Genomic DNA, 24,918 nt, shown 5'->3' on the forward strand with positions numbered 1-24,918 from the left:
ACCGAGGCCTGGCGCCGGGTTCGGGCCGTGACCCGCACGCCGGCCACGGCTCGCGCGCGGGGCCGGGACGGGATGCCGCGTCATCGGGGCGCCTGACGGAGCAGGCGGTCGATGCTGTCCGGAAGGAACCGGTCCGGCGCGGTGAACCCCAGCGCGGCAGCCTGTTCCAGCTGCCCGTGGTGGTCAGGGTGATCCGGGTCGCCGAGAGCGGTGAGCAGGTGCTGGAGCCCGTCGGAGCCGTCGAGCCCTTCCGGGGGTGAGGCCCGGTGGCCGTCTGTGCAGCGGGGGTAGCTCACGGCCGGGTCGGGCGGGTGCACGGCCTCCAGGGTGATGAGCACCTCCCACTCGCGGAACACGCCGTGGAACCAGCGCAGCCGCTCGCCCGGTTCGCCGATCAGCGACGACAGCCGGGTGTAGGCCAGCCGGCCCGGGCGGACACCGGCCGGCCCGGTTGCGCCGACCTGATCGAACTGCCCGCACAGCCCCTCCTCCCACTCGAAGACGGCCGGTAGCAAACGGTTCAGCTCCAGCAGGGAGACGTCGCCCGCCAGTTCCAGCCGTCGCCAGATCACCGGGTCGGTGCCGGCCACCTCGACCCGCACCCGGAACACCCGGCCGGGTCCGGGGTGCCGGACGAAGTCGCTGAGCAGATTGTCGGCGTACAGCTCCACGTCGTCGTGCCCCAGCAGCCCGGCGAGCTGCCGGGCCCGCAGCCGCACCAGGTGCAGGTGGGTGGCGACGCCCTCACCGTGCGGGGCCGGCCTGGCCTCCAGAGCCTGCCGGAGATCGCCGAGAATTCCTGCGGCGTCGAGGTCTTCGTAGTATCGCAGCTGGGTGTCGGCAGCCCAGGCCCGTCCCCGGTCCCGGTCGGCGTCGGCCTCGGCGGCGGAGCCGCACCACAGCTCGTGAAACCCCTGCGGGGCGAACAGGTCGTCGTCGATCGACCCGCGCAGTCCGTGCTCGTGCCCGCCGTAGGAGAACACCGCGCCGATCGTGCGGCCACCCGTGCCGCGCTGCCCGAACCGCCAGGCCCGCAACAGCTTCGGGGTGGCCGGTCTGCTCCACTCCGGGGCGGGCCCGGGGTGCCGGGCCACCAGTTCCTCGGCCTCGCGGCGGATCGCCTCCGGGCCGATCTCCGCTGCCATCCGCAGCAGGCCCGTCGCTGAATCGCCCGACCGTCGCGAGGTTTCGTGGATGACGAGGGCCATCACCGCCACCACCAGCGCAGCCCGCTGGAGGTCGCTCGCTCCAGCCGATGGGCAGGTCTCGAGAATGCCCAGGAAGGAGGCCATCTCGGTCTCGGCGTCGAGTCGGTGGGGGCAGGCCCCGAGACGCGACAGGAGGCCGGTGGTGATGGTGGCCACCATGTGCCCGGCCTCGGGCCGCGGACGGGTGCCCGAGGCCCGCGCCCGGCGGGTGGCGGTGCGGTGCGGCTGGCGGCGACGGCGTCTGGACATGTCCCGAGCTTGCCCCGGGCCTCATCCCCACCGCCCCCGAAAACCCTGCCCTGTGGACAAACCCTGGATCGTGCCGACCCACCGATGTGGGGCAAGGGGGCTGGAGGGTGTGGCGCCGGGGATGGGGAGCTGGGATGGGGAACTGGGGATGGAGAACTAGGGATGGGGAACTGGGGATGGGGAACTGGGGATGGGGAACTGGGGATGGGGAACTGGGGATGGGGCACGGAGGATGTGGCGCAAGCCCGTGCCATCGAGCCCGTATACCCGAGGCACAGCACCGAGTGCGTGGCACCGAGTGCCGAGTCTCGGGCCCAAGTGCCGAGTGCCGAGCCCGTTGGTGTCGAGCAGGCAGTGCCGAGCCCGTGGGTGCCGAGCAGGCAGTGCCGAGCCCGCGTGCGCCGAGCAGGCAGTGCCGAGCCCGTGGGTGCCGAGCAGGTGGCACAGAGTCCGCAGAGGTGAGCGCCGGGCCCGCGGGCCCAGGAAACTCCCGAGCCCGCCGACCTCAGCACCTCAGAAGCGCCTCGGCACCTCAGACCTGGCACCTCAGACCTGCTCGCCGAACAGCGATCGCACCCCCGCCGACGCCCGGAACTCGCGCAGAGCCAGGTCCGCGTGCCCGGCCGAGTAGCCGTTGCCGACGAGCATGGTCACGTCGGCGGCCAGGGCCTCCGCCCCGAGCGCGGCCGCGCTGAACGAGGTGGCCATCGAGAAGTACACCACCGTGCCCCGGTCGGCGGTGGCCAGCACCGCCGCGTGCTCGCAACCCGGTACGTCCACGCAGACCACGGTGACGTCGGCGGGACCGCCTGCCGCGCGGACCTTCTCGGCGACCAGCAGGGGGTCGCGGGCGTCCGCGACCACCACGGCGGTGGCCAGTGGCTGCGGGTCCAGCCGCCCGGCGGCCAGCAGCGCCTGCCGTTCGGCGGGGGAGCGCACCACCGCGATGCGGTGTGCCGCCCCGGCCGAGCGGGCCGCGGCCAGCGACAGGCTGCCGCTCTTGCCGGCCGCCCCGATCACACAGACCACGACGGTGCCCGGCCGGGCCGTGCGCCCGGCGGCGCCCCCGGAGCTCCTCACCGTGGCGTCCTCGGCGGGCGGCAGAAGCCGTGCCGGGTAGCCGGTGGTCATCCCGCCGGCGGCCGCCTGCGTCACCACCCGGGCGGTGAGGGCCGGGGCGCCGCACACGTCGAACACCGCGAGCGCCTGCTCGGCGGGCAGGTCGTCGGGCAGCACCGCGGCGATCGAGCGGCCGAACAGCACGGCACTGCCGGAGCACGGCGCCTGCGCGGAAAGCCCGTCCCAGCCGGAGATGTCGTGGAGAACGAGGGGGGTGCAGGTGAGCGAGACCAGGGTGGCGACGCGTTGCCCCACGGCCAGGCCGAGCGGGGATGCCGGACCGGTCTCGGCGACGGTGCCGATCAGCATCCCGCCGGATCCGGTGACCGGGTTGTGCATCTTCCCCCGCTCCCGCACGATCCAGGTCACCGCCTCCCGCACCGCGTGGCCGTCGCCGTCGTGCTCGGACAGCAGCTGCCGGTGGCTCGCGGCGTCGAGGTTGAGGCGCTCCACGTCGATGCGGACCTCGTCGGCGGCCAGGGGCGCCGACGGGTCGAGCCGCCACGCGGCCTGCGGCAGCACCCCCTCCGGCTCGACCACCCGGTGCAACCCGAACGGGGAGACGACGTCCTGCTCAATCTTCGTCATGCCGAAAATCCTCCCGTGAAAGTCTCCAACTTCCATAAATTCTTGCTTATTCTCGAGTGGTGACGGAACTCATGGCGGCGAAACCCCCCATCGCCCGGACGGCGCAGCCCTACGAGTACCGGCGTCGCGAACTCGTCGAGCCGGACTGGACCCGTTTTCCAGGGTGGCGCACGGTCACGGCCGCGGAGTGGGCGAGCGCCCAGTGGCAGCGGGCGCACTGCGTGAAGTCTCTCCGGCAGCTGCACGACGTGCTGGGTGACCTGGCGCCCGACGGCTTCTACGCCGACCTGGAGCGCGACCAGCAACAGCACGCCACCATGTCGATGCTGCTCCCGCCACAGATGCTGAACACGATGGTGCGCGAAGACGGCGCGGGCGGCGCAGGCGGTGGGAACAGCGCGCACGGTGAAAACGGCGCAGGCAGTGGAAGCGGCATGGGCGCACGCCGCAGGCCCAGCAACAGCAACAGCAACGGCGACGGCGACGGCGACCAGCAGAGCAGGCACGGCGACGGTAAGGGTGACCAGCGCGGTAGGTATGAGGACCGCGACGGGCGGGGCAGAGCCTGGACGTCGTCCACCATCGGGGCCGACCCGGTGCGCCGTTACATGCTGCCGCTGGCGAGCGACCGGCACCCGGTCTGGCCGAGTCATCCCAGGGCGAGCCGGGACTCGCTGCACGAGCACGACATGTGGGTGGCCGAGGGGCTCACCCACCGCTACCCGACCAAGGTGCTGGCCGAGCTCACGTCGACCTGCCCGCAGTACTGCGGGCACTGCACCCGCATGGACCTGGTGGGCACGTCCACGCCGTCGGTCACCAAGCTCCGGCTGACCGGCCGGCCGCAGCAGCGTTACGGGGCGATGCTCGACTACCTGCGGCGCACCCCGGGTGTCCGCGACGTCGTGGTGTCGGGCGGCGACGTCGCGAACGTGCCCTGGCGGCAACTGGAATCGTTCCTGACCGAGCTGCTCACGATCGAGTCGGTCCGAGACGTCCGCCTGGCCACCAAGGCCCTGATGGGGCTGCCCCAGCACTGGCTCCAGGCAGACGTCCTGGCCGGGATGGAACGGGTGGCACTCCAGGCCCGGCGCCGGGGGGTGAGCCTCGCCGTGCACACGCATGTGAACACCGTGAACTCGCTGACCCCGACGGTGGCCAGGGCCTCGAAGGCGTTGCTGGAGGCCGGTGTTCGCGACGTCCGCAATCAGGGGGTGCTGATGCGGGGCGTCAACGACTCGGCGCAGGCGCTGCTGGATCTCAGTTTCGCTCTGCTCGACGAGGCGATGATCACGCCGTACTACTTCTACATGTGCGACATGATCCCGGCCTCCGAGCACTGGAGGGTGCCGCTGTCGCGGGCGCAGGATCTCCAGCACGCGATCATGGGCTACCTGCCCGGGTTCGCCACGCCGCGCATCGTCTGCGACGTGCCGTATGTCGGCAAGCGCTGGGTTCACCAGGCGGCCACGTACGACCGGGTGCGAGGGGTCAGCACCTGGACGAAGAACTACCGCACCTCGATCGAGGGCACGGACGGCGAGGCGATCGGCCGCGGCCATCCGTACTTCGACCCGATCGACACCCTGCCGGAGGTGGGGCAGCGGTGGTGGGCGGATCAGATGGAGAGCGGGCGTGCCTCGTAAGGGGTGGACAGCACGATGGTGGTGCGGGTGCGCACGGCGGCCTCAGTGCGGATCCGCGCGAGCAGCGCCTCGAGTGCGGCCGGGGTGGCCACCCGCACCTTGAGCAGGTAGTTCTCGTCGCCGGCCACCGAGTAGCACGACTCGATCTCGCTGATCGGGGCCAGCCGTTCAGGCACGTCGTCGGGGGCGGAATGGTCGAGCGGGGTCACCGAGACGAACGCCGTCAGCGGAAGGTCCACGGCCTCGGACTGCACCACGGCGGTGTACCCGCGGATGATGCCCCGCTGCTCCAGACGCCGTACCCGCTGATGCACCGCCGATGTGGACAATCCGGTGGCCCGGCCAAGATCGGTGAAACTCATCCGGCCGTCCTGCGACAGCAACCGTAAAATTTGTCGATCGATCTCCTCCATCCGGCGAAGGCTACCTGTCCGAACAGGCTGGTGGCACGGGGTTTGCGGGCTGATACCGACACGTTGCGCTGCGTCACTCCCTCGTACCAGGGCAGACAGCGGAGAGCCACCGCTCGTCTGTGTCCCACGACATTCGCCGAGGTGGCAGGATCGGCCCGTGCCAGCTGTGTCGCCGGAATTCCCGGACCCCCGCCCCGAGCTGATGCTGCTCGACGCCGCGTCGCTCTACTTCCGTTCCTTCCACGGTGTGCCCGGCTCGTTCACCGCCCCCGACGGGACGCCGGTGAACGCGGTGCGTGGCTTCCTCGACTCGATCGCGTACCTGGTCACACTGCGCGGCCCGGCCCGGCTGGTGGCCTGCTGGGACGAGGACTGGCGGCCGGCCTTCCGGGTCGCCGCGATCCCCTCGTACAAGGCGCACCGGGTGGCGAACCCGCGCACCAACACCGAGGAGGTGCCCGATCTGCTGCTGCCCCAGGTGCCGGTGATCGTGGAGGCGCTCCGGCTGCTCGGCATCTGCCGGGCCGGCGCCGCCGGCTACGAGGCCGACGACGTGATCGGCACGCTCACCGCCCGCCAGATCGCCTCCGGCGCAGGCCTGGTCGACGTGGTCACCGGCGACCGTGACCTGTTCCAGCTGGCGGACGACGAGCACCGGGTGCGTGTGCTCTACGTGGGCCGCGGGGTGCGGCGCCTGGAGATCGTCGACCAGGCCTGGCTCGCCACCAAGTACGGCGTGACGACCGGGCGGATGTACGCCGAGATGGCCACCCTGCGCGGCGACCCGAGCGACGGCCTGCCCGGTGTCGCGGGCGTCGGCGAGAAGACCGCGTCCGGCCTGCTCAGCCGCTTCGGCACCCTGACCGCGTTGCGCGAGGCCGCGGCGGACCCGTCGTCTGACCTCTCGCCGGGGCAGCGCAAGAAGCTGCTGGAGGCGTCGGACTACCTCGACGCCGCGCCGGTCGTCGTCACCGTGGCCCCCGACGCCCCGCTGCCCGACCTGCACGACACACTGCCCGCCACCCCGCCGGACCACGCGGCGCTGGTCGAGTTCGCCGCCAGATGGGGTGTGGAGAGCAGTGTTTCGCGAGTGGTGCAGGCGATGACGAAGGCGGCCGGCTGAGGTCCGCGAGAGCCGGAAGGCTCAGGCGGGCAACAGATCCTTCATGCTGTTCGCCCCGGTCTTCCGGAGAGCGTCCTGGCGCACGTCCGGGCACTGCTGCTTCATGGTCGCGTCCAGGTCGGCGTCGTCCAGACTGTCGCTGCCGCGCCGGGCGCCGGTGAGGATGCTGTCCAGCACCTGGCTCAGCCCCTCGCGGGTCGCCTCCTCGTCACCGGCCTGACCGCCCAGCAGCGCACCCTGCACGGACTCACAGGCCAGGGCGCCGAAACCCTCGGCCCCGGCCTGCTCCGCGGCCTTCTCCAGCTGCCCGTTCAGCTGGTCCAGCGTCTCCTGGGTGTCCACCGCGGCGGGGGAGGAGGCCGAGGTCTGCGGAACGGCGTCGGCCCGGTCCACCGGCTCCTCGTCGTCCCCACCGCAACCGGCCAGCAGCAGCACGGCCGCCGGAACCGCGACCGCGGCACGCAGAGCCGACCGCTTCGACCTCACCCGGAACATCACGTCGTCCTCCTCGGACATCGTCGAGCCTGTGGATCATCTGTGTGATCATCCCCTACCCAACGGGGCGCCCGGGACCGGCGCAACTCGGCGATCATGGACAAGCCGGGCAGGTGGACGCACCATGAATTGATCTCGCGGATGTCTGCGCGACGTGTGCTGGTCGCGTGGGAAGGGCCTGGAAACGCCACAGTGGCGCCGCCAAACTTGTCCAACCTTGTTGGGAAACACATGTCTATGTGGAGTTCTGGGCGTCAGTGGCTGCCGGCCGTCGTGGTCGCCGCCTGCCTGACCGCCCTCGTCCCGAGCCCGGCGCAGGCCGCCGCGGCCGAGATCTCGGCGTTCGACGCCGTCAATCAGTTCATCGGCACCGAGATGGACACGACACAGAACAAGAGCAACGACGCCTACGGCAACACCTACCCGGGTGCGAGCGTGCCGTTCGGCATGGTCCAGCCCAGCCCGACCACCTGGGGCGACGGCAACACCAACGTCAGCCAGAAGGGCGGCTACGAGTACACCGCCTCTCTCATCCGGGGTTTCGGCATGACCCGCTACTCCGGCACCGGCTGCACCGGGCGCTACGGTGGCTACGAATTCCCGACCATCCCGTACGCCGGGGAACTGACCGGCGGCGTGCTGCCCTCCAGTCCGGCCACGAACGTCAAGGACTACTACCTCCCGTTCAGCCACGACGACGAGACCTCGCAGCCGGGCTACTACGGCGTGAAGCTGGGCAACGGCGTGGAGGCCGAGCTCACCGCGTCGTCCCGCACCGCTGTGAGCCGCTACGACTTCCCGAAGAGCGGCGACTCGTCCCTCGTCCTCGACGTCTCCGGCCCGAACAACCGCACGTTCGGCAGCGAGGTCACGATCGACCCGGCCACCCGCACCGTCTCCGGCTGGATGTACGGCGTCGACGTCTGTGACAACGGCAACTACTACAAGGCCTACTTCTCCACCACCTACGACCACGACTTCGAGTCGTACGGCACCTGGACCGACGACACGATGACCGCCGGTTCCGCCCACGCCGTCAAGAGCAGCCAGGACGTCGGGGTGGACTACCGCCACGACACCGGTGCCTGGCTGACCTTCCAGCAGGGCGCGAAGGTCGTCGCCAAGACCGGTTTCAGTTACGTCAGCGTGGAGAACGCCGCGCTCAACCGCGAGACCGAGGTCGGCAAGGACGGTTTCAACGACGTCCGGGGTGACGCGAAGAAGCTGTGGAAGCAGGCCCTGGGCACGATCGACGCCGACGGCGGCACCACGGCGCAGCGCACGAAGTTCTACACCGCGCTGTACCACGCCTTCGGTAACCCCAACGTGCGTGAGGACGTCGACGGGCGGTACACCGGCTTCGACGGTGAGGTGCACACCGTCGAGAAGGGGCACCACTTCTACCGCAACATCAACTGGGCGGGATCCGGCTGGGACGCCTACCGCAGCCAGGTGCAGCTGATCGCGCTCACCTTCCCGCAGGTCGCGAACGACATCAACCGATCGGTCGTGGCGCTCACCGAGCAGAAGGGCACCTGGGCCCCCGGAGCCGCCCGCATGCAGGGCGACAACTACCAGGTCATCCTGGCCACCCTCGACGACATGGGCGCCACCGACTACGACCGTCAGGCCGCCCTGGACTCGATGAAGGCCACCCAGGTGCTCCCGGCCACGAAAACCTCACGTACGGACGGCTATCAGTACTTCGCCACCGGCATGATCGAGAACGCCAAGGGCGACTTCGCCACGTCCCGCGTGCTCGAGTACTCGGTCGACGACTTCGCGATCGCCCAGCTCGCACGGCGAATGGGGGACGACGGGGCGTACGCGTTCTTCTCGGCGCGCTCGCAGAGCTGGATGAACGTCTTCGATCCGGAGACCGGGCACGTGATGCCGCGCTCCCGCAGCGGTTTCGACCGCACGTTCGACCTGCGGGTGCGGGACGACCAGGCCGGGCGCGGCCAGTTCAACCAGTCCACCGGTTACCAGTACGGATGGATGGTGCCGCACAACCTGTCCACGCTGATCGAGAAGCGTGGCGGGGTGGCGAAGGCCACCGCGGAGCTGGACACGCTGATGCAGCAGCTCGACGCCGGCGCGTACACCCAGACCGGTAACTACCTGTCCAACCAGCCGGCTTTCGGCACGCCGTGGGTGTACAACTGGCTCCAGGCCCCGTCGAAGGGCACGGACGTGCTCTACCGCGCCGTCGAGGAGATGTACGACACCACGCCGTCCGGTCTGCCCGGCAACGACGACCAGGGCGCGCTCAGCGTCTGGTACGTCTTCGCGAATGTCGGCCTGTACCCGGCGATCCCCGGTACCGGTGACCTGGTGGTCAGCGGGCCGATGTTCGACCGGATCGTCGTCGAGCCGGTCGACGGTGAGCGCGTGATCAGGATCAATGCCCCCGGGGTGTCGAAGGGTGCCCGCTACGTGGCCGGGATGAAGGTCGACGGCAAGGCCCGGTCGAAGTCCTATGTCGACAGCGCCTTCGTGCGTTCCGGCGGCACGCTGGACTTCACGATGGCGTCCACCGCCGGCACCTGGGGCACCGCCGCCACCGACGTCCCGCCGTCGTACACCGAGGGTGCGGACGCGCGGAACAGCGTGGGTACCACGCCGGACGGTCAGGGCAACCTCGGCTCGCTCGACCTGAGCGACTGGTCGCTGTCGCGCGACGCCCTGGCCGCCGCCGGCCTCACTCCCGGAAAGGCGGTTCCCGGAACGGCCTTCACCTGGCCCTCGGCCGAGGTGGGGAAGCCGGACAACTGGATCCCGCACGGCCAGACCGTCACGGTGAGGCCCGGCGGGCAGGGCGGCTCGCTGTCGTTCCTCGGGCTGGCGACCAACGGGCCGGCCCGGGGCACGGCCGTGGTGACCTACACGGACGGCTCCACCCAGGACGTCCCGTTCTCGCTGAGCGACTGGGCGGCGAGCCCCGCCACCGGTGAGACCGCGGTGGTCACGCTGGCCGGTCGCAACAATGCCGACGGTACCGCCGGTACCGGCACGTTCCGCGTGTTCGCCTCTGCCCCGGTGGATCTCGACGCCTCGAAGACGGTGGCCTCGGTGACCCTGCCGGAGGGGACGGACAAGGGGATCATGCACGTGTTCGACGTCGCGGTGAGCTGACCGCACGCTGACGGCGGGTCCTGTCTCGGGGGCCCGCCGTCTGGCGTTCAGATCAGATCGGCCTGCCGGTTCAGGGTGCGCAGCACCCCGAGTACGGCGTCGGCGAGCCGGTCGGCGTCGTCGAGTTCGGTCAGGGGTTCCCGCCCGAAGGGCTCGCCGGCGGTCAGCCGGCTCAGGCGCAGGGCCTCGGGCCGGGGCAGGTGGAACTCCGCGGCGACGTCGTTCAGGGCGGCCCGGATGACGGCCGCGACGGTCTCGTCCGAGGCCTCCGCCAGCAGCACGCCGGCCCGGTCCAGCCAGCCCTGGTCGCCGTCGGGGGCGAGCTCGACCTCCTCGCTGAAGTGCGAGGAGACCTCCATCTCCAGCCACCAGACGGCGGGGTGGATGCCCTCGAAATCGTCGTAGGGCAGGTGCAGTGCCCGTTCCACGAAGTGCCGGGCCCTGGCCTCGTCGCCGGCCTCGAGGCGTGCGGCGGCCTTGGTCAGCAGGTTGCCGGCGGCCTCCTGCGAGGCCTCCGACTCGGCGGACAGCAGGGCCCCCGAGGCCTGGCGGGTGATGTTGAGATGACGCTCGGCGTGCTCGGTTCCGGGCACCACGAACTCTCCGATCTGCGCGGCGGGCGTGCGAGAGCCGCGCCGCTGCTCCCCGTTGTACCGGCCGTGTCGGTCGGCCTCCGGCAAGCCTAGCCGGGCCAGGCCGATCGTTGACTTTCCACGATGGAATGTGATTGATTTTCCGACATGGAAAGTAATCGTGCGGACGAGCTGACGATCATCGCCGAGATGCGGGCGGCCGCCGCCGACCGGCTGGTCACGCCGTGGTGGTACCACCCGGTGCTGGGGGCACTGCTGGGGGTCTACCTGGTCGCCTTCAGCCTGGGCGGCACCGTGGTCAGGCTGGTCGCCCTGGTCCTGTTCGGCGCGGCCTGCGCCGCGCTCGTCGACGTCTACCGCCGCTCCACCGGGGTCTGGGTGAACGGCCTGGACGCGGGGCCGGCCGGCCGGTGGGCCAAGGGGCTGGGGCTGGCGGTCCTCGTCCTCATGGTCGTGTCGGGTTCCCTCGCCTACTGGACCGGCCTGGTCTGGCCGGTCCTGGGCATCGCCGTCGTGGTGTTCGCCCTCACCGTCGTGCTCGGCCGCCGCTTCGACGAGGCGCTGCGGGCCCAGCTGCGGGCCGGGGCGTGACCGCCCGCTTCGACGAGCTGGTGCACGCGCCGAACCGCCTGCGCGTGTGCGCCTTTCTCGCCGCCACCACCAGCGCCGAGTTCGGTGTGCTGCGCGACCTGCTCGGGGTGGCCGACTCGGTGCTCAGCAAGCATCTGAAGGTGCTGCAAGACGCCGGCTACCTCACCGTGACCAAGCCGACCGGCCGGGGCCGGGTAAAGACCTGGGTGCAGCTGACGCCCGAGGGCCGGCGCGCCTACCTCGGTCACGTCGAGGCGCTGCGGAGCCTGATCAGCGATTGAGGTGATGGTCGTCGCCCTGATGAAACGCACCACACGGCAAGGGCATTACGTCACCGTCTCGGTCGACGGCGGCCGCTCGCGCGATGTGCCGGTGCAGGGGGAGAGGCCGGTGGCGGAGCGCATCAACGCGATCGTCAGCCGGGAGCTCGCCTCGGTCGGCAGCCTGCTCGACCTGACTGACCAGCTGGAGAAACCGGTGAACCGGAACCTTCCGCCGGGTGCGCCACCCGGTGGTCCGGGGCACTGAGGGGACCTGTCGTGTCCGCACCGGACCCGGCAGCCTGTGCTTGACTGAACGTCATGCAGCTGGTGCTGATCCGTCACGGCCAGTCCGTGAACAACGCCAACTACAGCGTGCACCTCCAGGCCACGGCCGGCGGCCGGCAGCAGAAGCAGACGGCAACGCAGGAGGGCGCCAGGATCGCCGAGGAGGTGACGCTCTACCCGAAGCGTGTCCCCGATCCGGTGCTCACCGACCTGGGCTCTCGCCAGGCCGGTGCTCTCGCGGCCGCCCAGGCCGCGGGCCGCCTTCCCTTCACCCCCACGCATCTGTACGCCAGCCCCATGCTCCGCGCCGTCCAGACCGCTCGCCCGCTGTCCGCTGCCACCGGCCTGCCGGTCCTGCTGCTGCCAGACGCCCACGAGGTCGGGGGCGTGCAGCAGGTCGACCCGATCACCGGGGAGCGCACGGCCGTGCCCGGCGCGACGCTCGAAGAACTGCGGCGGCACGGCGGCGACGTGGTGCCGCAGCCCGGGGTGTTCCCGGCCGCCGGCCGGCCCTGGCACGGCGGGTTCGAGCCGGAGCTGGAGGCCGCGTTGCCGCGCGCCCGGCGGGTGCTGTCGGGCCTGCTCGGCACGCACCGGCACGACGACGTGGTGGCGCTGGTCAGTCACCAGTTCTTCGCCCAGTTCCTGCTCGCCGCCGCGCTCGGCTGGGACTCGCCACCCTGGCGGCGCTTCCGGGTGGACAACACCGGTCACGTGTCACTGCGGATGGAGCACGGCGAGGCCGTGGCCGAGTGGGTGAACCGTGTCGATCATCTCGCCCCGGCGGACGTGAGCAACTGACCTGCCCGAACGGCCCGCCGCTGCGTCACACTGGCCCGGTGAGCTCGATCCTGTACCGCTACGCCCAGCTGCCCGAACCCGCCTTCAAGCACGACGACCTGCCGCGCCGCTGGGCGGTGCTGGTCCGCGACGGAGTGATCGCCCGGATCGAGCCCTGCCCCCTGCCGGGCGGTAGCACGGCCGAGGCCGAGGCCGACGAGATCGTCGACCTGAACGGCGCCCTGCTCCTGCCCGGCTTCGTCGACGCCCACGCCCACGTCACCGACACCGGCCTGCTGCTGGCAGGCGTGGACTGCTCGGCGGCGCGGTCGGTCACCGAGATCCTCGACGCCGTCGCCGCGGCGGCGGCCGCCGCCCCGGGCCGGCCGGTGCTCGGGCACGGCTGGGACGAGCTGCTGCTGACCGGGAACCGGCCCCCGACGGCGCAGGAACTGGACAACGCGAGCGGCGGCGCGGTCGTCTACCTGTCCCGCGTGGACGTGCACTCGGCCGTCGTCTCTGGCGCCCTGGCCGACCTGGCACAGCTGAAAGAACTTGAGGGCTGGGACGACTCGGGCCGGGTGGAGCGGGACGCCCACCACGCCGCCCGGCACGCGACCCGGTTCGGCATGCCGCAGGAGCGGCGTCGCGAGCTCCAGCTGCTGGCCCTGCGGCACGCCACAGCGCAGGGCCTGATCCAGGTGCACGAGATGTCCGCGCCGCACATCGCCCCCGACGAAGACCTGCTGGATCTGCTGGACCTGCCCGCGTCCGGTGAGCCGGACCTGCCCGAGATCGTCGCCTACCGGGGCGAACTCGCCGCCGACGAGGCGGCGGTGCGCGGCGTGCTGGAGCGTTTCGGCGGGAGGCTGGCCGGCCTGGCGGGCGACCTGATGATGGACGGCTCGTTCGGCTCGCGCACCGCCGGTCTGCACACCGACTACGAAGACGCCCCCGGGCACCGCGGCCATCTCTACGCCGATGCCGGCCAGGTGCACGATCATCTCGTCGCCTGCACGAGAGCCGGTGTGCAGGGCGGGTTCCACGTGATCGGCGACGCGGCGGTGGCCGAACTGGTCAAGGGCCTGCGGCAGGCGGCCTGGACCCTGGGGGACGACGCGGTGGCCGCCGCCACGCACCGTCTGGAACATGTCGAGGGCATCAGCGACGACGACATCCTGACCCTCGCCGACCTCGACGTGATCGCCAGCGTGCAGCCGGCTTTCGACGCGACCTGGGGTGGCTACGGGCAGATGTACGCGCTGCGGCTGGGGGCCTGGCGCTCGCAGGGCCTGAACCCGTTCCTGACGATGCTGCGCTCCGGCGTCAATCTCGCCTTCGGGTCGGACAGCCCGGTGACGCCGTTCGCTCCCTGGGAGGGTCTGCGGGCCGCCCTCACCCACCACAACCCGGCCCAGCGTCTCGACCTGCGCACCGCGATCGAGGCGCACACCATCGGCGGTCTGCGGGCCGCCCGGCGTCCGGCGCCGGCGACCATCCGGGTCGGTGAGGGTGACCCGGCCACCTTCGTCGCCTGGGACTCCCCGGGCATCCGGGTGGCCGCCGCGTCCGAACACCCCTCGCCACTGGCCGCTCTCACCGAGGAGCTCAAGGGCGGTGACGCGGTTCCCCGCCTGGTGCCCCTGCGGGACTCCGGGCCGGCTGCGTGAAAGGCCAGTGCTTGAAGGGCAACTGCTTGAGGACGACGATGAGCCCGGAACGCGCTCCTCGTCGTCCTCAAAGCACCCTGGACGAAGCGCCCGTCACCGTGCGGCGGCGAACCCGGGAACCGCTCTGCGGGAACGTAGTTCGTCCTCGGTGTAGCGGCTGGCCCGGCGGTGCCACTCGAGGATCCCGGACATCCAGTTCTTCAGGTGATCGGCATGGCGGTGCAGTGCGGCGGCCACCTCGGGGCCGAGGTCCAGCTCGGTGACCAGCGCGGGCAGGTCGTGGTCGGCGATCAGGGTGAACTGCCGCATCCGGGCGGTCATCAGATCGTTCACCAGGCCCACGGCGGTGAGCCGGTCGGTGCGCAGGAACTGCTCCAGCACGAAGACGAGATTGTGTACCTCGCCCTCGAACTCGATCTCCTTCTGGTAGGAGAACACGTCGTTGAGGAAGCAGGCGTAGTCCTGTGCGGCGGTGTCGAGCTCCCGCAGCACCCGGTGGCCGAACAGCTGCTCCGGCACCACCTCGGCGTGGGTGAACCGGGACAGGGCGATGGTCAGGTCGGAACCGAAGGTGCGGCGCCGCATCTCGACGTAGTCCACCGGATCGGGCACCCGGTGCTGTACCTGGTTGGCCAGTTCCCAGATCCAGCCGGCGGTCATCGCCCGCACCGCCCGGCGCAGCCGTTCCCGGGCCGAGGTGGGCATCGGGCCGGTGGTGCGCCGCCACAGGTCGGCCAGACCGCGCTCCAGCGGGTCGAGCGGCTCCGGGGTGGTGGTTCCGCCGAGCGGCATGAACAGGCCGAGCCGCTCGTGACAGGCCCTGGCACCGGCCAGGTTCCGGGTGTTCCCGAACACGACCGGGAAGTAGTCGTCGCCGTAGGTGCCCCAGGACAGCCAGTCCGAACTGAGGTCCAGCTGCTCGGGTGACGCGTCGGGATGGATCATCGCCGCACAGTGCGCCAGATCCATTCCGGTGAAACCCGATTCGTCCCAGATTCCGGGAATCCCCGCCGCCGGTCCGAACATCCCGGCTCGGCGCGACCATTCGAGGTTGTGACGCCGTGCGCCGGCCAGATGACCGCTGGTGCGCACCGGGTAGGGCATGTGGAAGTCCGGCAGGGGCAGGTGGCCCACCGGGGCGAACAGGGCGTGCGCGAACTGGCGCGTGCGCACCCGGGTTCCGGATCCCGAGAACAGCTGGGCAGCAGCAGATCCCAGACCACCGGCACCGGTCGGCAGCGACCAGGTGGCCGTCTGTGCCTCGTGGTTCATGTACCGGCTGGAACGCGCGTGCCACTCGTGGCCGCCCGCCTGCCAGTCCTGGAGGCCCTGGACGTACGCGGTGACGGCGGCGACCTCCTGCGGCAGCGCGCCGGTGAGCAACGCCGGAACCTCGGTCAGGGCGGTGTTCTCGAACTGCTGGAGCCGGGAGGTGAGCAGATCGTTGACCAGTTCGGCGGAGCGCTGGGTGGCGCAGTTCAGGAACTTCTCGAAAATCAGCACAGCATTGGAGTTCTCGCCCTCCTCCTCGACCTCGCGCTGGTAGGAGAAGAGGTCGTTGCGCAGGTGCACCGCGTCGGAGAAGGTGTCGGCGAGAACCCGTAGCGGGCGGCGTCGCGCCAGCCGGGCCGGCAGCTCGTGGTTGACCACCTCGACCAGGTTGGCCGACCACGGCGCCCCGCCCACGCGCCGCCGCATCTGGATGTACTCGATCGGGTTGGCGATCCGGCCGGCGTCGATGTTCTGGAGCTCCCACATCGACTCGACCAGCAGATTGTGGGTACTGGTGCTGAACCGGCGGCGCCAGGCAGTTGACATCGACGGTGTGGTGCGGGCCCAGAGGTCGGCCAGCCCGGCCTCGGCCGGGTTCTGCGCGTCCTGCGGGGGAGGGCCCTCGGCCGGCATGAACGCCCCGAGCCGGTCGAGGTAGGCCCGGGCCCCGTCGAGATCCCTTGAATACTTGAACGATTCGAGGAAGTGGTCGTCGAAGAAGAACACCCACACATACCACTCGGTGATCAGGTCGAGCATCGGCGCGTCGCAGTCCGGATGGGTGTAACCGCACATCAGCGCGTAGTCCATGCGGGCCAGCGCGGGTTCGTCCCACACCGGGGTGCCGTCGGCGCCCCGGGCGTCGAGCATGCCCATGTGCCGGGCCCAGTGGGTGCTGTGGGCCCGGGCGTGCTCCACGTTCGGGTTCAGGCGGGCCGGGTGCGGAAGGTAGAAGTGCGGGAGAACGAACGACCGGGTGGTCGGGTCGGACACCGGGTACCCCCTCGGGATCGGGACGATGTCGTCACGAGCAGTAGTGATTAGAACGGCATGTGAGCGGAACTGTCCAGTCCGGATGCGGCGCGTCGACCTGTGCGTACGGGCGGGAAACCTCAGCGTGAACATGGGTTTCATGGGAGGTGCAGGACCCTGCCGGGATCTGGCGAAGGCCTTGCCGAATGGTGCGATTCATTGTTTCATGGTCAGGCCAGCACGCAGCGTGACGGCCTGAATCTCCGGCCGAGCTGCCCATCTGCTGCCGAACCGCCTCTGCGACAGGCGGAACCACCCACCTGCTAGGAGAGACATGACTGTCAGCCAGCCGGTCGAGCCCGAAGCCGCCACGCTCGATCCCCGCACCAGTCTCGATGTGGCCTCGGCCCGTAACCTGGCCACCACCACCAAGTCCGTGCCGCAGATGCAGTCGATCACCTCGCGCTGGCTGTTGCGCGTGCTGCCCTGGGTCCAGGCCGACGGCGGGGTGTTCCGGGTGAACCGGCGGGCCACCTATGCCCTCGGCGACGGGCGGGTGCAGTTCGTCAGCGAGGGGTCCCAGGTCCGGGTGATTCCCCAGGAGCTGACGGAACTGCCGCTGCTGCGCGGATATCAGGACGAGGGCGTGCTCGCCGCCCTGGCCTCACGGTTCGAGCAGCGCGAATATGCTCCTGGTGAGGTAATTTTCGCTGCGGGGTCACCGGCCGACACCGTCGGGCTGATCGCCCACGGCAAGGTGCAGCAGGTCGGCGACGGCGTGTACGGCGACGAGACCGATCACGGAATCATCGCCGACGGCGATCATTTCGGCGGTCACGTGTTCGCCGATGCCGGCCGCACCTGGGAGTTCACGCTGCGGGCGGTGACCGCGGTCACCGTGCTGCTCCTGCGCCGGCAGTCGTTCGACGAGCTGAACGGGGAGGCCGGGGGACTGCGGGCGCACATCCAGCGCCGCACCGTGGAGTCCGGCCGGCCGCAGAACGAGCACGGCGAGGCGGCGATCGACCTGACCTCGGGCCAGGACGGCGAGTACGAGCTGCCCCGCACGTTCGTCGACTACGAACTCGCGCCCCGGGAGTACGAGCTGAGCGTGGCCCAGACCGTGCTGCGGGTGCACAGCCGGGTGGCCGACCTCTACAACAAGCCGATGAACCAGACCGAGGAGCAGCTGCGTCTGACGGTGGAGGGCCTGCGCGAACGGCAGGAGCACGAGCTGGTCAACAACCGCGACTTCGGTCTGCTGCACAACGCCGACCTGGGTCTGCGGGTGCAGGCCCGGCAGGGGCCGCCGACCCCGGACGACTTCGACGAGCTGCTCAGCCTGGTCTGGAAGGAGCCCGCCTGCTTCCTGGCCCATCCGCGCACGATCGCCGCGTTCGGCCGGGAGTGCACCCGTCGCGGTGTGTATCCGCAGCTGAGCGAGCTCTTCGGGCACCAGGTGCCGTCCTGGCGCGGCGTGCCGGTGCTGCCCTGCAACAAGATCCCGATGAGCCGGGCACGCACCAGCTCGGTGTTGCTGCTGCGCACCGGCATGGAGAACCAGGGCGTGGTCGGCCTGCACCAGACCGGGCTGCCCGACGAGTACCAGCCGGGCCTGAACGTGCGGTTCATGGGGATCGACGACAGGGCGGTCATCTCCTACCTGGTCAGCGCCTACTACTCGGCCGCTGTGCTGGTGCCCGACGCGCTGGCCGTGCTGGAGAACGTCGAGGTCGGACGGGAGGGCTGAGATGACCCCGCCCGGTTCGCCCGGTCCGCCCGTCACCAGTCTGGAGCGCCGCGCGGCGCGGAACCTGGCCACCACCACGAAGACCGCGCCGCGGTCGGCGTCCACGACCCCGCGGTGGCTGTTGCGCGAACTGCCCTGGAAGGCACTGGAAGCCGGTACCTACCGGGTCAACCGGCGGCGCCGTCGCCCGGTGCGCGACGGGCTGGTGGTCTTCGACCGCACCGGCCCGGAGCCCCGGGTGGTGCCGGCCGGCCTGGCCCGGCTGCTGCCGCTGGCCGGGTTCGCCGGCGGAGCCGAACTGGATTCTCTGGCAGCGGTCTTCGAGCCGTCCGAGGTGGACGCCGGCAGCCTGCTGGCCGAACAGGGGACGCCGGTGGAGACCTTCGTGCTGATCGAGCGGGGGACGGTGACCCGCAGCGAGACCGGTGATTTCGGCGTCCCCGCGGTGACCGCTCTGCTGGGGCCGGGTGAGCAGATCGGTGCCGATCTGCTCACCCGGGCCGACGCCCGCTGGGCGTTCACCGCCCGGGCGCAGACCCGCTGCCGTCTGCTGACGGCGCCGGCGGTCCGGGTGCGGGAGCTCCTGGACACGGCTCCGGCGCTGCGGGAACACCTGGCCGCGGCCCCGCCCGGGGGTCGGGTGAACAAGCACGGCGAGAGCGAGATCGCTCTGGCCTCAGGACATTCCGGCGAGACCACACTGCCGGCCGGGTTCGCCGACTACGATCCGGCGCCGGTGGAGTACGACCTGACGCTCGCGCAGACCCGGCTGCGGGTGCACACCCGGGTCGCCGACCTGTACGGCGAGCCGATGGACCAGACGCGTGAGCAGGTGCGGCTGGTGGTGGAGGCACTGCGGGAACAGCAGGAGCGGGATCTGGTGGCCCACCCGGAGTGCGGACTCCTGGCGAATGTGGACGCGGCCCAGCGGGTTCCGGCCCGCACCGGACCGCCCACCCCGGCGGACCTGGACGAGCTGCTCAGCCGCCGCCGCAGCACCGCCTTCTTCCTGGCCCATCCCCGGGCGATCGCCGCGTTCCGGCGGTGCTGCACGGCGGCCGGGCTGTACCCGGGCCAGACCCGGGGGCACACCGCCTGGCGCGGGGTGCCGATCCTGCCGAGCGACAAGATCCCGGTCGGCGCGGACGGCGCCACCTCGATCCTGGCCCTGCGCACCGGGGCGGATGACGGCGGGGTGGTCGGGCTGCGCCCGGCCGAGCTGCCCGACCAGCTGGAGCCGGGCCTGAGCCTGCGCCGGGAGGGCATCGACCACTCGGCCGTCATCACCTATCAACTCAGTGCCTACCACGGGGTGGCCGTGCTGGTGCCCGACGCCCTGGGCGTCCTGGACTGTGTGGAGGTCGGACGATGACGGCAGACATGACGACAGGCGCGACGACGGGTGACGGGCTCGACCGGGAGGCGCTGGACCACCTGGAGACGGCACGGGTGCGGGTGGAGCCGGCGTTGCGCGCGGCACTCGGCCGGTTGCCCGGAAGGGTGCGTCCCGTAGCTCTTTACCACTACGGCTGGTCGGACGCCGAGGGGCGCGAGTGCGACACCGGCCGGGGCAAGGCGTTGCGGCCCGCCCTCACCCTGCTGTCCGCGGCGGCGGCCGGTGGTGACGGCGCCGGCCGGGACGAGCGGGTGCTCGCGGCGGCGGTGGCCGTCGACCTGGTGCACAACTTCTCCCTGGTGCACGACGACGTGATGGACGGCGACCTGACCCGGCGGCACCGGCCCACGGTGTGGAGCGTGTTCGGGGTGGGGCCGGCGGTGCTGGCCGGGGACGCCCTGCTGACGCTGGCACTCCAGACCCTGGCTCCGGCCCCGGCGGCCGCGGCGGCGGTCGCCGACGCCGTGCAGGAGCTGATCCTGGGCCAGATCCAGGACCTGGCCCTGGAGCGCCGGGACTCGGCCACCCTGACCGAGTGCCTGGCGATGGCTGCGGCCAAGACCGGGGCACTGCTCGGATGCAGTTGCGCGCTGGGCGCTCTCGCGGCCGGGGCGCCGGACGGGCGGGTCCGCCTGCTCGGCCGGGTGGGCCGCGACCTGGGGCTGGCCTTCCAGCTCACCGACGACGTGCTGGGCATCTGGGGCGATCCGGCGGTCACCGGCAAACCGGCCGGGGCCGACCTGCGGGCCCGCAAGAAGTCGCTGCCGGTGGTCGCCGCCCTCGCCTCGGGCACCGCGGCCGGCCGGGAACTGGCCCGGGTGTACCGGTCCCGGCAGGAGCTGGGGCCGGACGAGGTCGCCCGGGCGGCCGCTCTGGTGCGGGAGGCGGGCGGCCGGGACTGGGCGCTGGAGCGGGCCGGGGATCTGCTGGGCGACATCGAGAAGACCCTGGACACCGGTGATCTCGACGAGTCCGGGGTGCCGGGCCTGCGGTCACTGGCCCGGCTCTGCGTGGACCGGCGGTTCTGAGATGCCCACCGGCCGAACCGTTCTGCTGCCCTCGCCCCGCGCCTTCTGCGCGGGCGTGGAGCGGGCGATCTCCGTGGTCGAGGAGCTGCTCGACCAGCACGGCCGGGTGCACGTGCGCCGGCAGATCGTGCACAACCAGCAGGTGATCGCCGGGCTGGAGGCCAGGGGAGCGGTTTTCGTGGACGAGCTGGCCGAGGTGCCGGACGGCGCGGTCGTGGTGTTCTCGGCCCACGGCGTCTCGCCGGCGGTGCGGCACGAGGCCGCCGGGCGGGCCCTGCCTGTGGTCGACGCCACCTGCCCGCTGGTGGCCCGGGTGCACGCCCGGGCCGTGGACGGGGTGGGCCGGGGCGACACCATGATCCTGATCGGCCACGCCGGGCACGAGGAGGTCGAGGGCGTGATGGGCGAGGCCCCCGGGCGGATCGTGCTGGTCGAGACGGTGGACGACGTGGAGCGGCTGCGGGTGCCCGACCCGGCGCGGGTGGCGTACCTGACCCAGACCACGCTGTCGGTGCGGGAGACCGCGCGGATCGTCGCCGCGCTGCGGGCCCGGTTCCCGCTGCTGCGCGGCCCGGCCACCGACGACGACATCTGCTACGCCACCACCAACCGGCAGAACGCGCTGATCGCGGTGCTGGCCGAGGCCGACCTGGTGCTGGTGGTCGGTTCGGCCAACTCGTCCAACGCGCGGCGCCTGGTCGAGACCGCGCACGAGCACGGGGTGCCGGCCCACCTGATCGACGGGCCCGGCCGGATCGACCCCGCATGGCTGGACGGCGTGGAGGTGATCGGCCTGACCGCGGGCGCCTCGGCCCCGCCCGGCACGGTGGACGAGGTGCTCACCCGGCTGGCCGCCCACGGGCCGCTGACCGTGGAGGAACGTGTGCTGACCCGGGAGACCACCCGGTTCCGGCCGGTGCGGGAAGGTTCGGCGCACGGATGACATTGCGCCGTAAGTCTTCCTGAAAATCATGGCTTCTGCGATGATTCTTCCGTGCGAACGAGTCAGAGTGCGCTGATCCGTCTGGACCCGGCCGAGGTCCGGCGGGCCCGTGCGCTCGCCCGCCGGGCCGGGCGTCCCATCGTGCGCCTGGCCACCACCCACACCACGGTCTCGGTCGAGCGGGCCACGGTGCGGCTGGCCGGGCTGGAGGGGGCCGACGCCGAGCGGGTGCCCTGGGTGAACCGCCTGGTCGACGCGGTGCGGCAGGAGACCGGTCTGGAACACGGTGCGGCACTGCCCATCTGGGATGCTCTGGTGCGCGGCCAGGCTCCCGACCTGCTCACCCTGGCGCAGAAGGCGGCCACCGGCGGCGGGGGGTTCCGCATCCCGGCCGGGCGCGACCTGATCCGGGCGCGGGCCGCCGCCCGCAAGGCCGTCGGGGTCGGCATCCGCCGTATCGACAGCGCCCGTAAGCAGCGGGAGCGCCTGATCCGCCGGCACGGTGACGCACCCCGTCGCCCGTGGATCTACCTGATCGTGGCCACCGGCGACATCTACGAAGACATTCCGCAGGCCTGTGCCGCGGCCCGGGCCGGTGCCGACGTCATCGCCGTGATCCGTTCCACCGGGCAGAGTCTGCTCGACTACGTGCCCGAGGGCGCCACCCGCGAGGGCTACGCCGGCACCTACGCCACGGGTGAGAACTTCCGGCTGATGCGGGCGGCTCTCGACGAGGTGAGCCGCGAACTGGGCCGTTACGTGCGGCTCACCAACTATGCGTCCGGCCTGTGCATGCCCGAGATCGCCGCGCTGGCGGGCATGGAGCGTCTCGACATGATGCTCAACGACTCGATGTACGGCATCCTGTTCCGCGACATCAACCCCGTGCGCACGTTCGTCGACCAGCGCTTCAGCCGCCAGATCCACGCCCGCGCGGGCATTGTGATCAACACCGGCGAAGACAACTACCTCACCACGGCCGACGCGGTCGAGGCCGCGCACACCGTCACGGTGTCGCAGCTGCTCAACGAGTTCTTCGCCCGCGAGGCCGGGCTGCCCGACGAGCTGATGGGCCTGGGGCACGCCTTCGAGATCGATCCGGCCGTGCCGCAGTCGTTCCGACTGGAGCTGGCGCACGCCCTACTCGCCCGCACACTGTTCCCCACGGCCCCGCTGAAGTGGATGCCGCCCACCCGGCACATGACCGGCGACGTGTTCCGGGGCTACCTGCTCGACGGGTTCTTCAACCTGGCGGGGGCGCTCACCGGGCAGGGCATCCTGCTGGTCGGCATGATGACCGAGGCGGTGGTCACGCCCTGGCTGTCCGACCGTGACCTGGCCCTGGCCAACGTGCGTTACGTGCTCGACGCCTGCGAGGGGCTCACCGAGGATTTCCGGCCCCCACCCGACGGTTTCATCGCGACCCGGGCCCGGCACGTGCTGGGTGAGGCGATCGGGCTGCTGGAGCGCATCGTCGACGAGAGCCTGCTCACCGCGATCGGCGACGGCACGTTCGCCGGCATGCGCCGCCCCTCCGACGGTGGGCGAGGGCTCGACGGCGTGGTGAAACGCGCTGAAGGATATGTGAATCCGGCTGTCGAGGCGCTGGAGGGGTCACCGTGAGCGCTGCGGACAGCCCGCGTCTGGTGCGGCCCTACGGCGACACCACGGGCGACGGCATGGTGCAGGTGTCGTTCACGCTTCCGGTCCCGGCCGGAAAACTGGCCGAGGGAGCGGCTTCCCAGCTGGCGACGGCGATGGGGATCGACCCGGCGATGGTGGTGCACTCCCGGGCGGTCGGGCCGGAGCACACCTTCTTCGTGGTCTACGGGCCGGTGCGGCACCTGGTCGACCTGTCGGCGGTCACCGTGACCGAGCGAGATTACCCGCTGCTGTCGCCGAAAGAGGTGAACAGCGTGATCCGCGGCGGGATGCGGCGCAAACTGGTGGTTCTCGGTGCCTGCGTGGGCACCGACGCACACACCGTGGGCATCGACGCCATCCTCAACATCAAGGGATTCGCGGGTGAGAAGGGCCTGGAATATTACCGGGAGATGCGGGTGGTGAATCTCGGTGCCCAGGTGGCTGTTCCGCAGCTGGTCGAGCGGGCGCGGGGCGAGAAGGCCGACGCGGTACTGATCTCCCAGGTGGTCACGCAGAGAGACGCCCACCTGACCACGACCCGCGAGGTGGCCGCGGCGTTCTCCGAGGCCTATCCCGCCGGGCGCCGGCCGCTGCTGGTTGCCGGCGGCCCGCGGTTCGACGAGAACGCAGCCGGAGCCCTCGGCGTGGACCGCGTCTTCGGCCGGGGCACCACGCCGGGCGAGGTGGCTTCCTATCTTGCGCATGCCCTGGCGGGAGGCGGGGGCAAGGCGGAACGGGGTGAGGGCGGCACGGGGTGAGGGCGGCGCGGGGTGAGGGCGGCGCGGGTTGAGGACGGCGCGGGTTGAGGACGGCGCGGGGTGAGGACGGCGCGGGGTGAGGACGATGTGGGCAGGCGGGCCGGAGCGGGCGTGGCGTTGAGGTCGGACGGTGGGGCGTGGCAACGGCGGGGTAGCGGCTGGGCAACGACGGGGCGGGGGCGGAACAACGGTGGAACGGCGGCGGGGCGGCGACGTGGCGGCGGCGTGGCCGGCGACGGGCACGGAGCGAGCGAGGAGTGGCGACCATGGGCAGAAGGCCGGCGGAGTGACCGGGCGGGAGACGGGCGGGGCCGGCGGTGCGGGCCCTCGCGAGGAAGCAGCCCAGGGGGCGGAGGTGGGTGACGGGCGGCTGGGGCTCGTCGTCGTCCACAAGCGGTACGTCAGCGCGGCGCAGGCGCACTACGCGGGCGATCTGGTGGACGGCGCCTTCGGCCTGGCCTGCTTCGGTGACGTGGCTACCGAGATCTGCATCCGCACCGACGGGGACGAGGGGCTGTTCGCCTCGTACACGTCCGTGCAGTTCCTGGCGCCGATCCGGGCCGGTGACGTGCTGGAGACGTCCGGAACGGTGATCCGGGTGGGCCGGCGCTCGCGGGAGATCGAGTTCGTGGCGGCTGTGATCTGCCGGGGCCGACCCGACCTGGGCACGTCGGCGGCGGAGGTTCTGGAGCCGCCCGTCGTCGCGATCCGGGCAGTCGGTACGGTGGTGGTGCCCGGAAGGTGAGAACCCCACGCTTGTAATTACTTTAGGTCGACACGCCGTTACCGAGAGAAACGGTCCGTTCGGCCGATCTGCACTACAGTCTCACAGGTAACGTCCTGACCTGCGGGGACCCTGTAAAGTCGCAGGTCAGAGGCCCGAATTGTCGACCGGCCCGGAGTTCACTAGCCTCGACGGCGCAATCGACGCGTTACGCAGCGATTGCCAGGGACGTCGGCCGGGGCCGCGCGCTCAGTAGACAACGGTGTTGTCCGT

Annotated in this window: 21 protein-coding genes; 15 read left to right on the forward strand and 6 right to left on the reverse strand. The window is 71.4% G+C overall.

Annotation, left to right across the window (positions count from 1 at the left end):
* Positions 1-80: 80 nt before the first annotated feature.
* Both KIH74_RS23610 and kdd read right to left on the reverse strand, forming a co-directional pair.
* Positions 81-1,457, reverse strand: coding sequence for a plasmid pRiA4b ORF-3 family protein (locus tag KIH74_RS23610; RefSeq protein WP_214158310.1), 1,377 nt, complete (start codon positions 1,455-1,457; stop codon positions 81-83).
* A gap of 546 nt (positions 1,458-2,003) precedes the next feature.
* Complete coding sequence (kdd, locus tag KIH74_RS23615; RefSeq protein ID WP_214158311.1) at positions 2,004-3,164, reverse strand: L-erythro-3,5-diaminohexanoate dehydrogenase; 1,161 nt, start codon at positions 3,162-3,164, stop codon at positions 2,004-2,006.
* A 71-nt stretch (positions 3,165-3,235) separates the two neighbouring features.
* Between kdd and KIH74_RS23620 the strand changes: the two genes are divergently transcribed.
* Positions 3,236-4,810, forward strand: a complete 1,575-nt coding sequence (locus KIH74_RS23620; protein WP_372492123.1) for a KamA family radical SAM protein — start codon at positions 3,236-3,238, stop codon at positions 4,808-4,810.
* Here the strand turns inward: KIH74_RS23620 and KIH74_RS23625 are convergent.
* Positions 4,783-5,223 carry an Lrp/AsnC family transcriptional regulator gene (locus KIH74_RS23625; protein ID WP_214158313.1) on the reverse strand — a complete coding sequence of 147 codons (441 nt, stop codon included), beginning with the start codon at positions 5,221-5,223 and terminating at the stop codon, positions 4,783-4,785. The genes KIH74_RS23620 and KIH74_RS23625 overlap by 28 nt on opposite strands.
* Positions 5,224-5,425: 202 nt before the next feature.
* Between KIH74_RS23625 and KIH74_RS23630 the strand changes: the two genes are divergently transcribed.
* Positions 5,426-6,346 (forward strand): 5'-3' exonuclease, encoded by a 921-nt coding sequence (locus KIH74_RS23630; RefSeq protein WP_214158432.1) that lies wholly within the window; start codon positions 5,426-5,428, stop codon positions 6,344-6,346.
* A gap of 21 nt (positions 6,347-6,367) precedes the next feature.
* Here KIH74_RS23630 and KIH74_RS23635 read toward each other — a convergent pair whose 3' ends face one another.
* Complete coding sequence (locus tag KIH74_RS23635; protein ID WP_214158314.1) at positions 6,368-6,862, reverse strand: hypothetical protein; 495 nt, start codon at positions 6,860-6,862, stop codon at positions 6,368-6,370.
* A gap of 216 nt (positions 6,863-7,078) precedes the next feature.
* Between KIH74_RS23635 and KIH74_RS23640 the strand changes: the two genes are divergently transcribed.
* Positions 7,079-9,976, forward strand: coding sequence for a GH92 family glycosyl hydrolase (locus tag KIH74_RS23640; RefSeq protein ID WP_214158315.1), 2,898 nt, complete (start codon positions 7,079-7,081; stop codon positions 9,974-9,976).
* 47 nt (positions 9,977-10,023) lie between these two features.
* Here KIH74_RS23640 and KIH74_RS23645 read toward each other — a convergent pair whose 3' ends face one another.
* Positions 10,024-10,572: a hypothetical protein gene (locus KIH74_RS23645; RefSeq protein ID WP_214158316.1), complete on the reverse strand. Its 549-nt coding sequence runs from the start codon at positions 10,570-10,572 to the stop codon at positions 10,024-10,026.
* A 144-nt stretch (positions 10,573-10,716) separates the two neighbouring features.
* On the opposite strand from KIH74_RS23645, the gene KIH74_RS23650 reads away from it, so the two are divergent.
* From KIH74_RS23650 to KIH74_RS23670, 5 genes are read left to right on the forward strand one after another with little or no spacing between them, the layout of a single operon-like run.
* The gene (locus KIH74_RS23650) at positions 10,717-11,160 is read left to right on the forward strand and encodes a hypothetical protein (RefSeq protein WP_214158317.1); all 444 of its coding nucleotides are present in this window, start codon (positions 10,717-10,719) and stop codon (positions 11,158-11,160) included.
* Positions 11,157-11,441: a transcriptional regulator gene (locus KIH74_RS23655; RefSeq protein WP_214158318.1), complete on the forward strand. Its 285-nt coding sequence runs from the start codon at positions 11,157-11,159 to the stop codon at positions 11,439-11,441. Before KIH74_RS23650 ends, KIH74_RS23655 begins: the two co-directional genes overlap by 4 nt.
* Positions 11,442-11,445: 4 nt before the next feature.
* On the forward strand, positions 11,446-11,688 hold the full coding sequence (locus tag KIH74_RS23660) for a hypothetical protein (RefSeq protein ID WP_214158319.1): 243 nt from the start codon (positions 11,446-11,448) through the stop codon (positions 11,686-11,688).
* A gap of 53 nt (positions 11,689-11,741) precedes the next feature.
* On the forward strand, positions 11,742-12,509 hold the full coding sequence (locus tag KIH74_RS23665; protein WP_214158320.1) for a histidine phosphatase family protein: 768 nt from the start codon (positions 11,742-11,744) through the stop codon (positions 12,507-12,509).
* A 38-nt stretch (positions 12,510-12,547) separates the two neighbouring features.
* Positions 12,548-14,158 (forward strand): amidohydrolase, encoded by a 1,611-nt coding sequence (locus KIH74_RS23670; RefSeq protein WP_214158321.1) that lies wholly within the window; start codon positions 12,548-12,550, stop codon positions 14,156-14,158.
* Between the two features lie 93 nt (positions 14,159-14,251).
* Here the strand turns inward: KIH74_RS23670 and KIH74_RS23675 are convergent, their stop codons facing one another.
* A complete protein-coding gene (locus tag KIH74_RS23675; protein ID WP_214158322.1) occupies positions 14,252-16,423 on the reverse strand; it encodes a terpene synthase family protein in 2,172 nt (723 codons plus the stop codon).
* A 313-nt stretch (positions 16,424-16,736) separates the two neighbouring features.
* Between KIH74_RS23675 and KIH74_RS23680 the strand changes: the two genes are divergently transcribed.
* The 7 genes from KIH74_RS23680 to kal all read left to right on the forward strand — a co-directional run bounded on the left by KIH74_RS23680 (position 16,737) and on the right by kal (position 24,666).
* Entirely contained in the window at positions 16,737-18,152 is a 1,416-nt protein-coding gene (locus tag KIH74_RS23680; protein WP_214158323.1) for a family 2B encapsulin nanocompartment shell protein, read from the forward strand.
* Position 18,153: 1 nt separating this feature from the next.
* Positions 18,154-19,524, forward strand: a complete 1,371-nt coding sequence (locus tag KIH74_RS23685) for a family 2B encapsulin nanocompartment shell protein (RefSeq protein ID WP_214158324.1) — start codon at positions 18,154-18,156, stop codon at positions 19,522-19,524.
* 8 nt (positions 19,525-19,532) lie between these two features.
* Positions 19,533-20,576: a polyprenyl synthetase family protein gene (locus KIH74_RS23690; RefSeq protein ID WP_214158325.1), complete on the forward strand. Its 1,044-nt coding sequence runs from the start codon at positions 19,533-19,535 to the stop codon at positions 20,574-20,576.
* A gap of 1 nt (position 20,577) precedes the next feature.
* Positions 20,578-21,519 carry a 4-hydroxy-3-methylbut-2-enyl diphosphate reductase gene (gene ispH, locus KIH74_RS23695; protein WP_214158326.1) on the forward strand — a complete coding sequence of 314 codons (942 nt, stop codon included), beginning with the start codon at positions 20,578-20,580 and terminating at the stop codon, positions 21,517-21,519.
* 51 nt (positions 21,520-21,570) lie between these two features.
* Positions 21,571-23,142: a lysine 5,6-aminomutase subunit alpha gene (gene kamD / locus KIH74_RS23700; protein WP_214158327.1), complete on the forward strand. Its 1,572-nt coding sequence runs from the start codon at positions 21,571-21,573 to the stop codon at positions 23,140-23,142.
* Entirely contained in the window at positions 23,139-23,921 is a 783-nt protein-coding gene (gene kamE, locus KIH74_RS23705) for a lysine 5,6-aminomutase subunit beta (RefSeq protein WP_214158328.1), read from the forward strand. Before kamD ends, kamE begins: the two co-directional genes overlap by 4 nt.
* A 355-nt stretch (positions 23,922-24,276) precedes the next feature.
* Entirely contained in the window at positions 24,277-24,666 is a 390-nt protein-coding gene (gene kal / locus KIH74_RS36900; protein WP_214158329.1) for a 3-aminobutyryl-CoA ammonia lyase, read from the forward strand.
* Positions 24,667-24,918 lie beyond the last annotated feature (252 nt).

Origin of the sequence: Kineosporia corallincola (assembly GCF_018499875.1) — a bacterium.
GTDB classification, from domain to species: domain Bacteria; phylum Actinomycetota; class Actinomycetes; order Actinomycetales; family Kineosporiaceae; genus Kineosporia; species Kineosporia corallincola.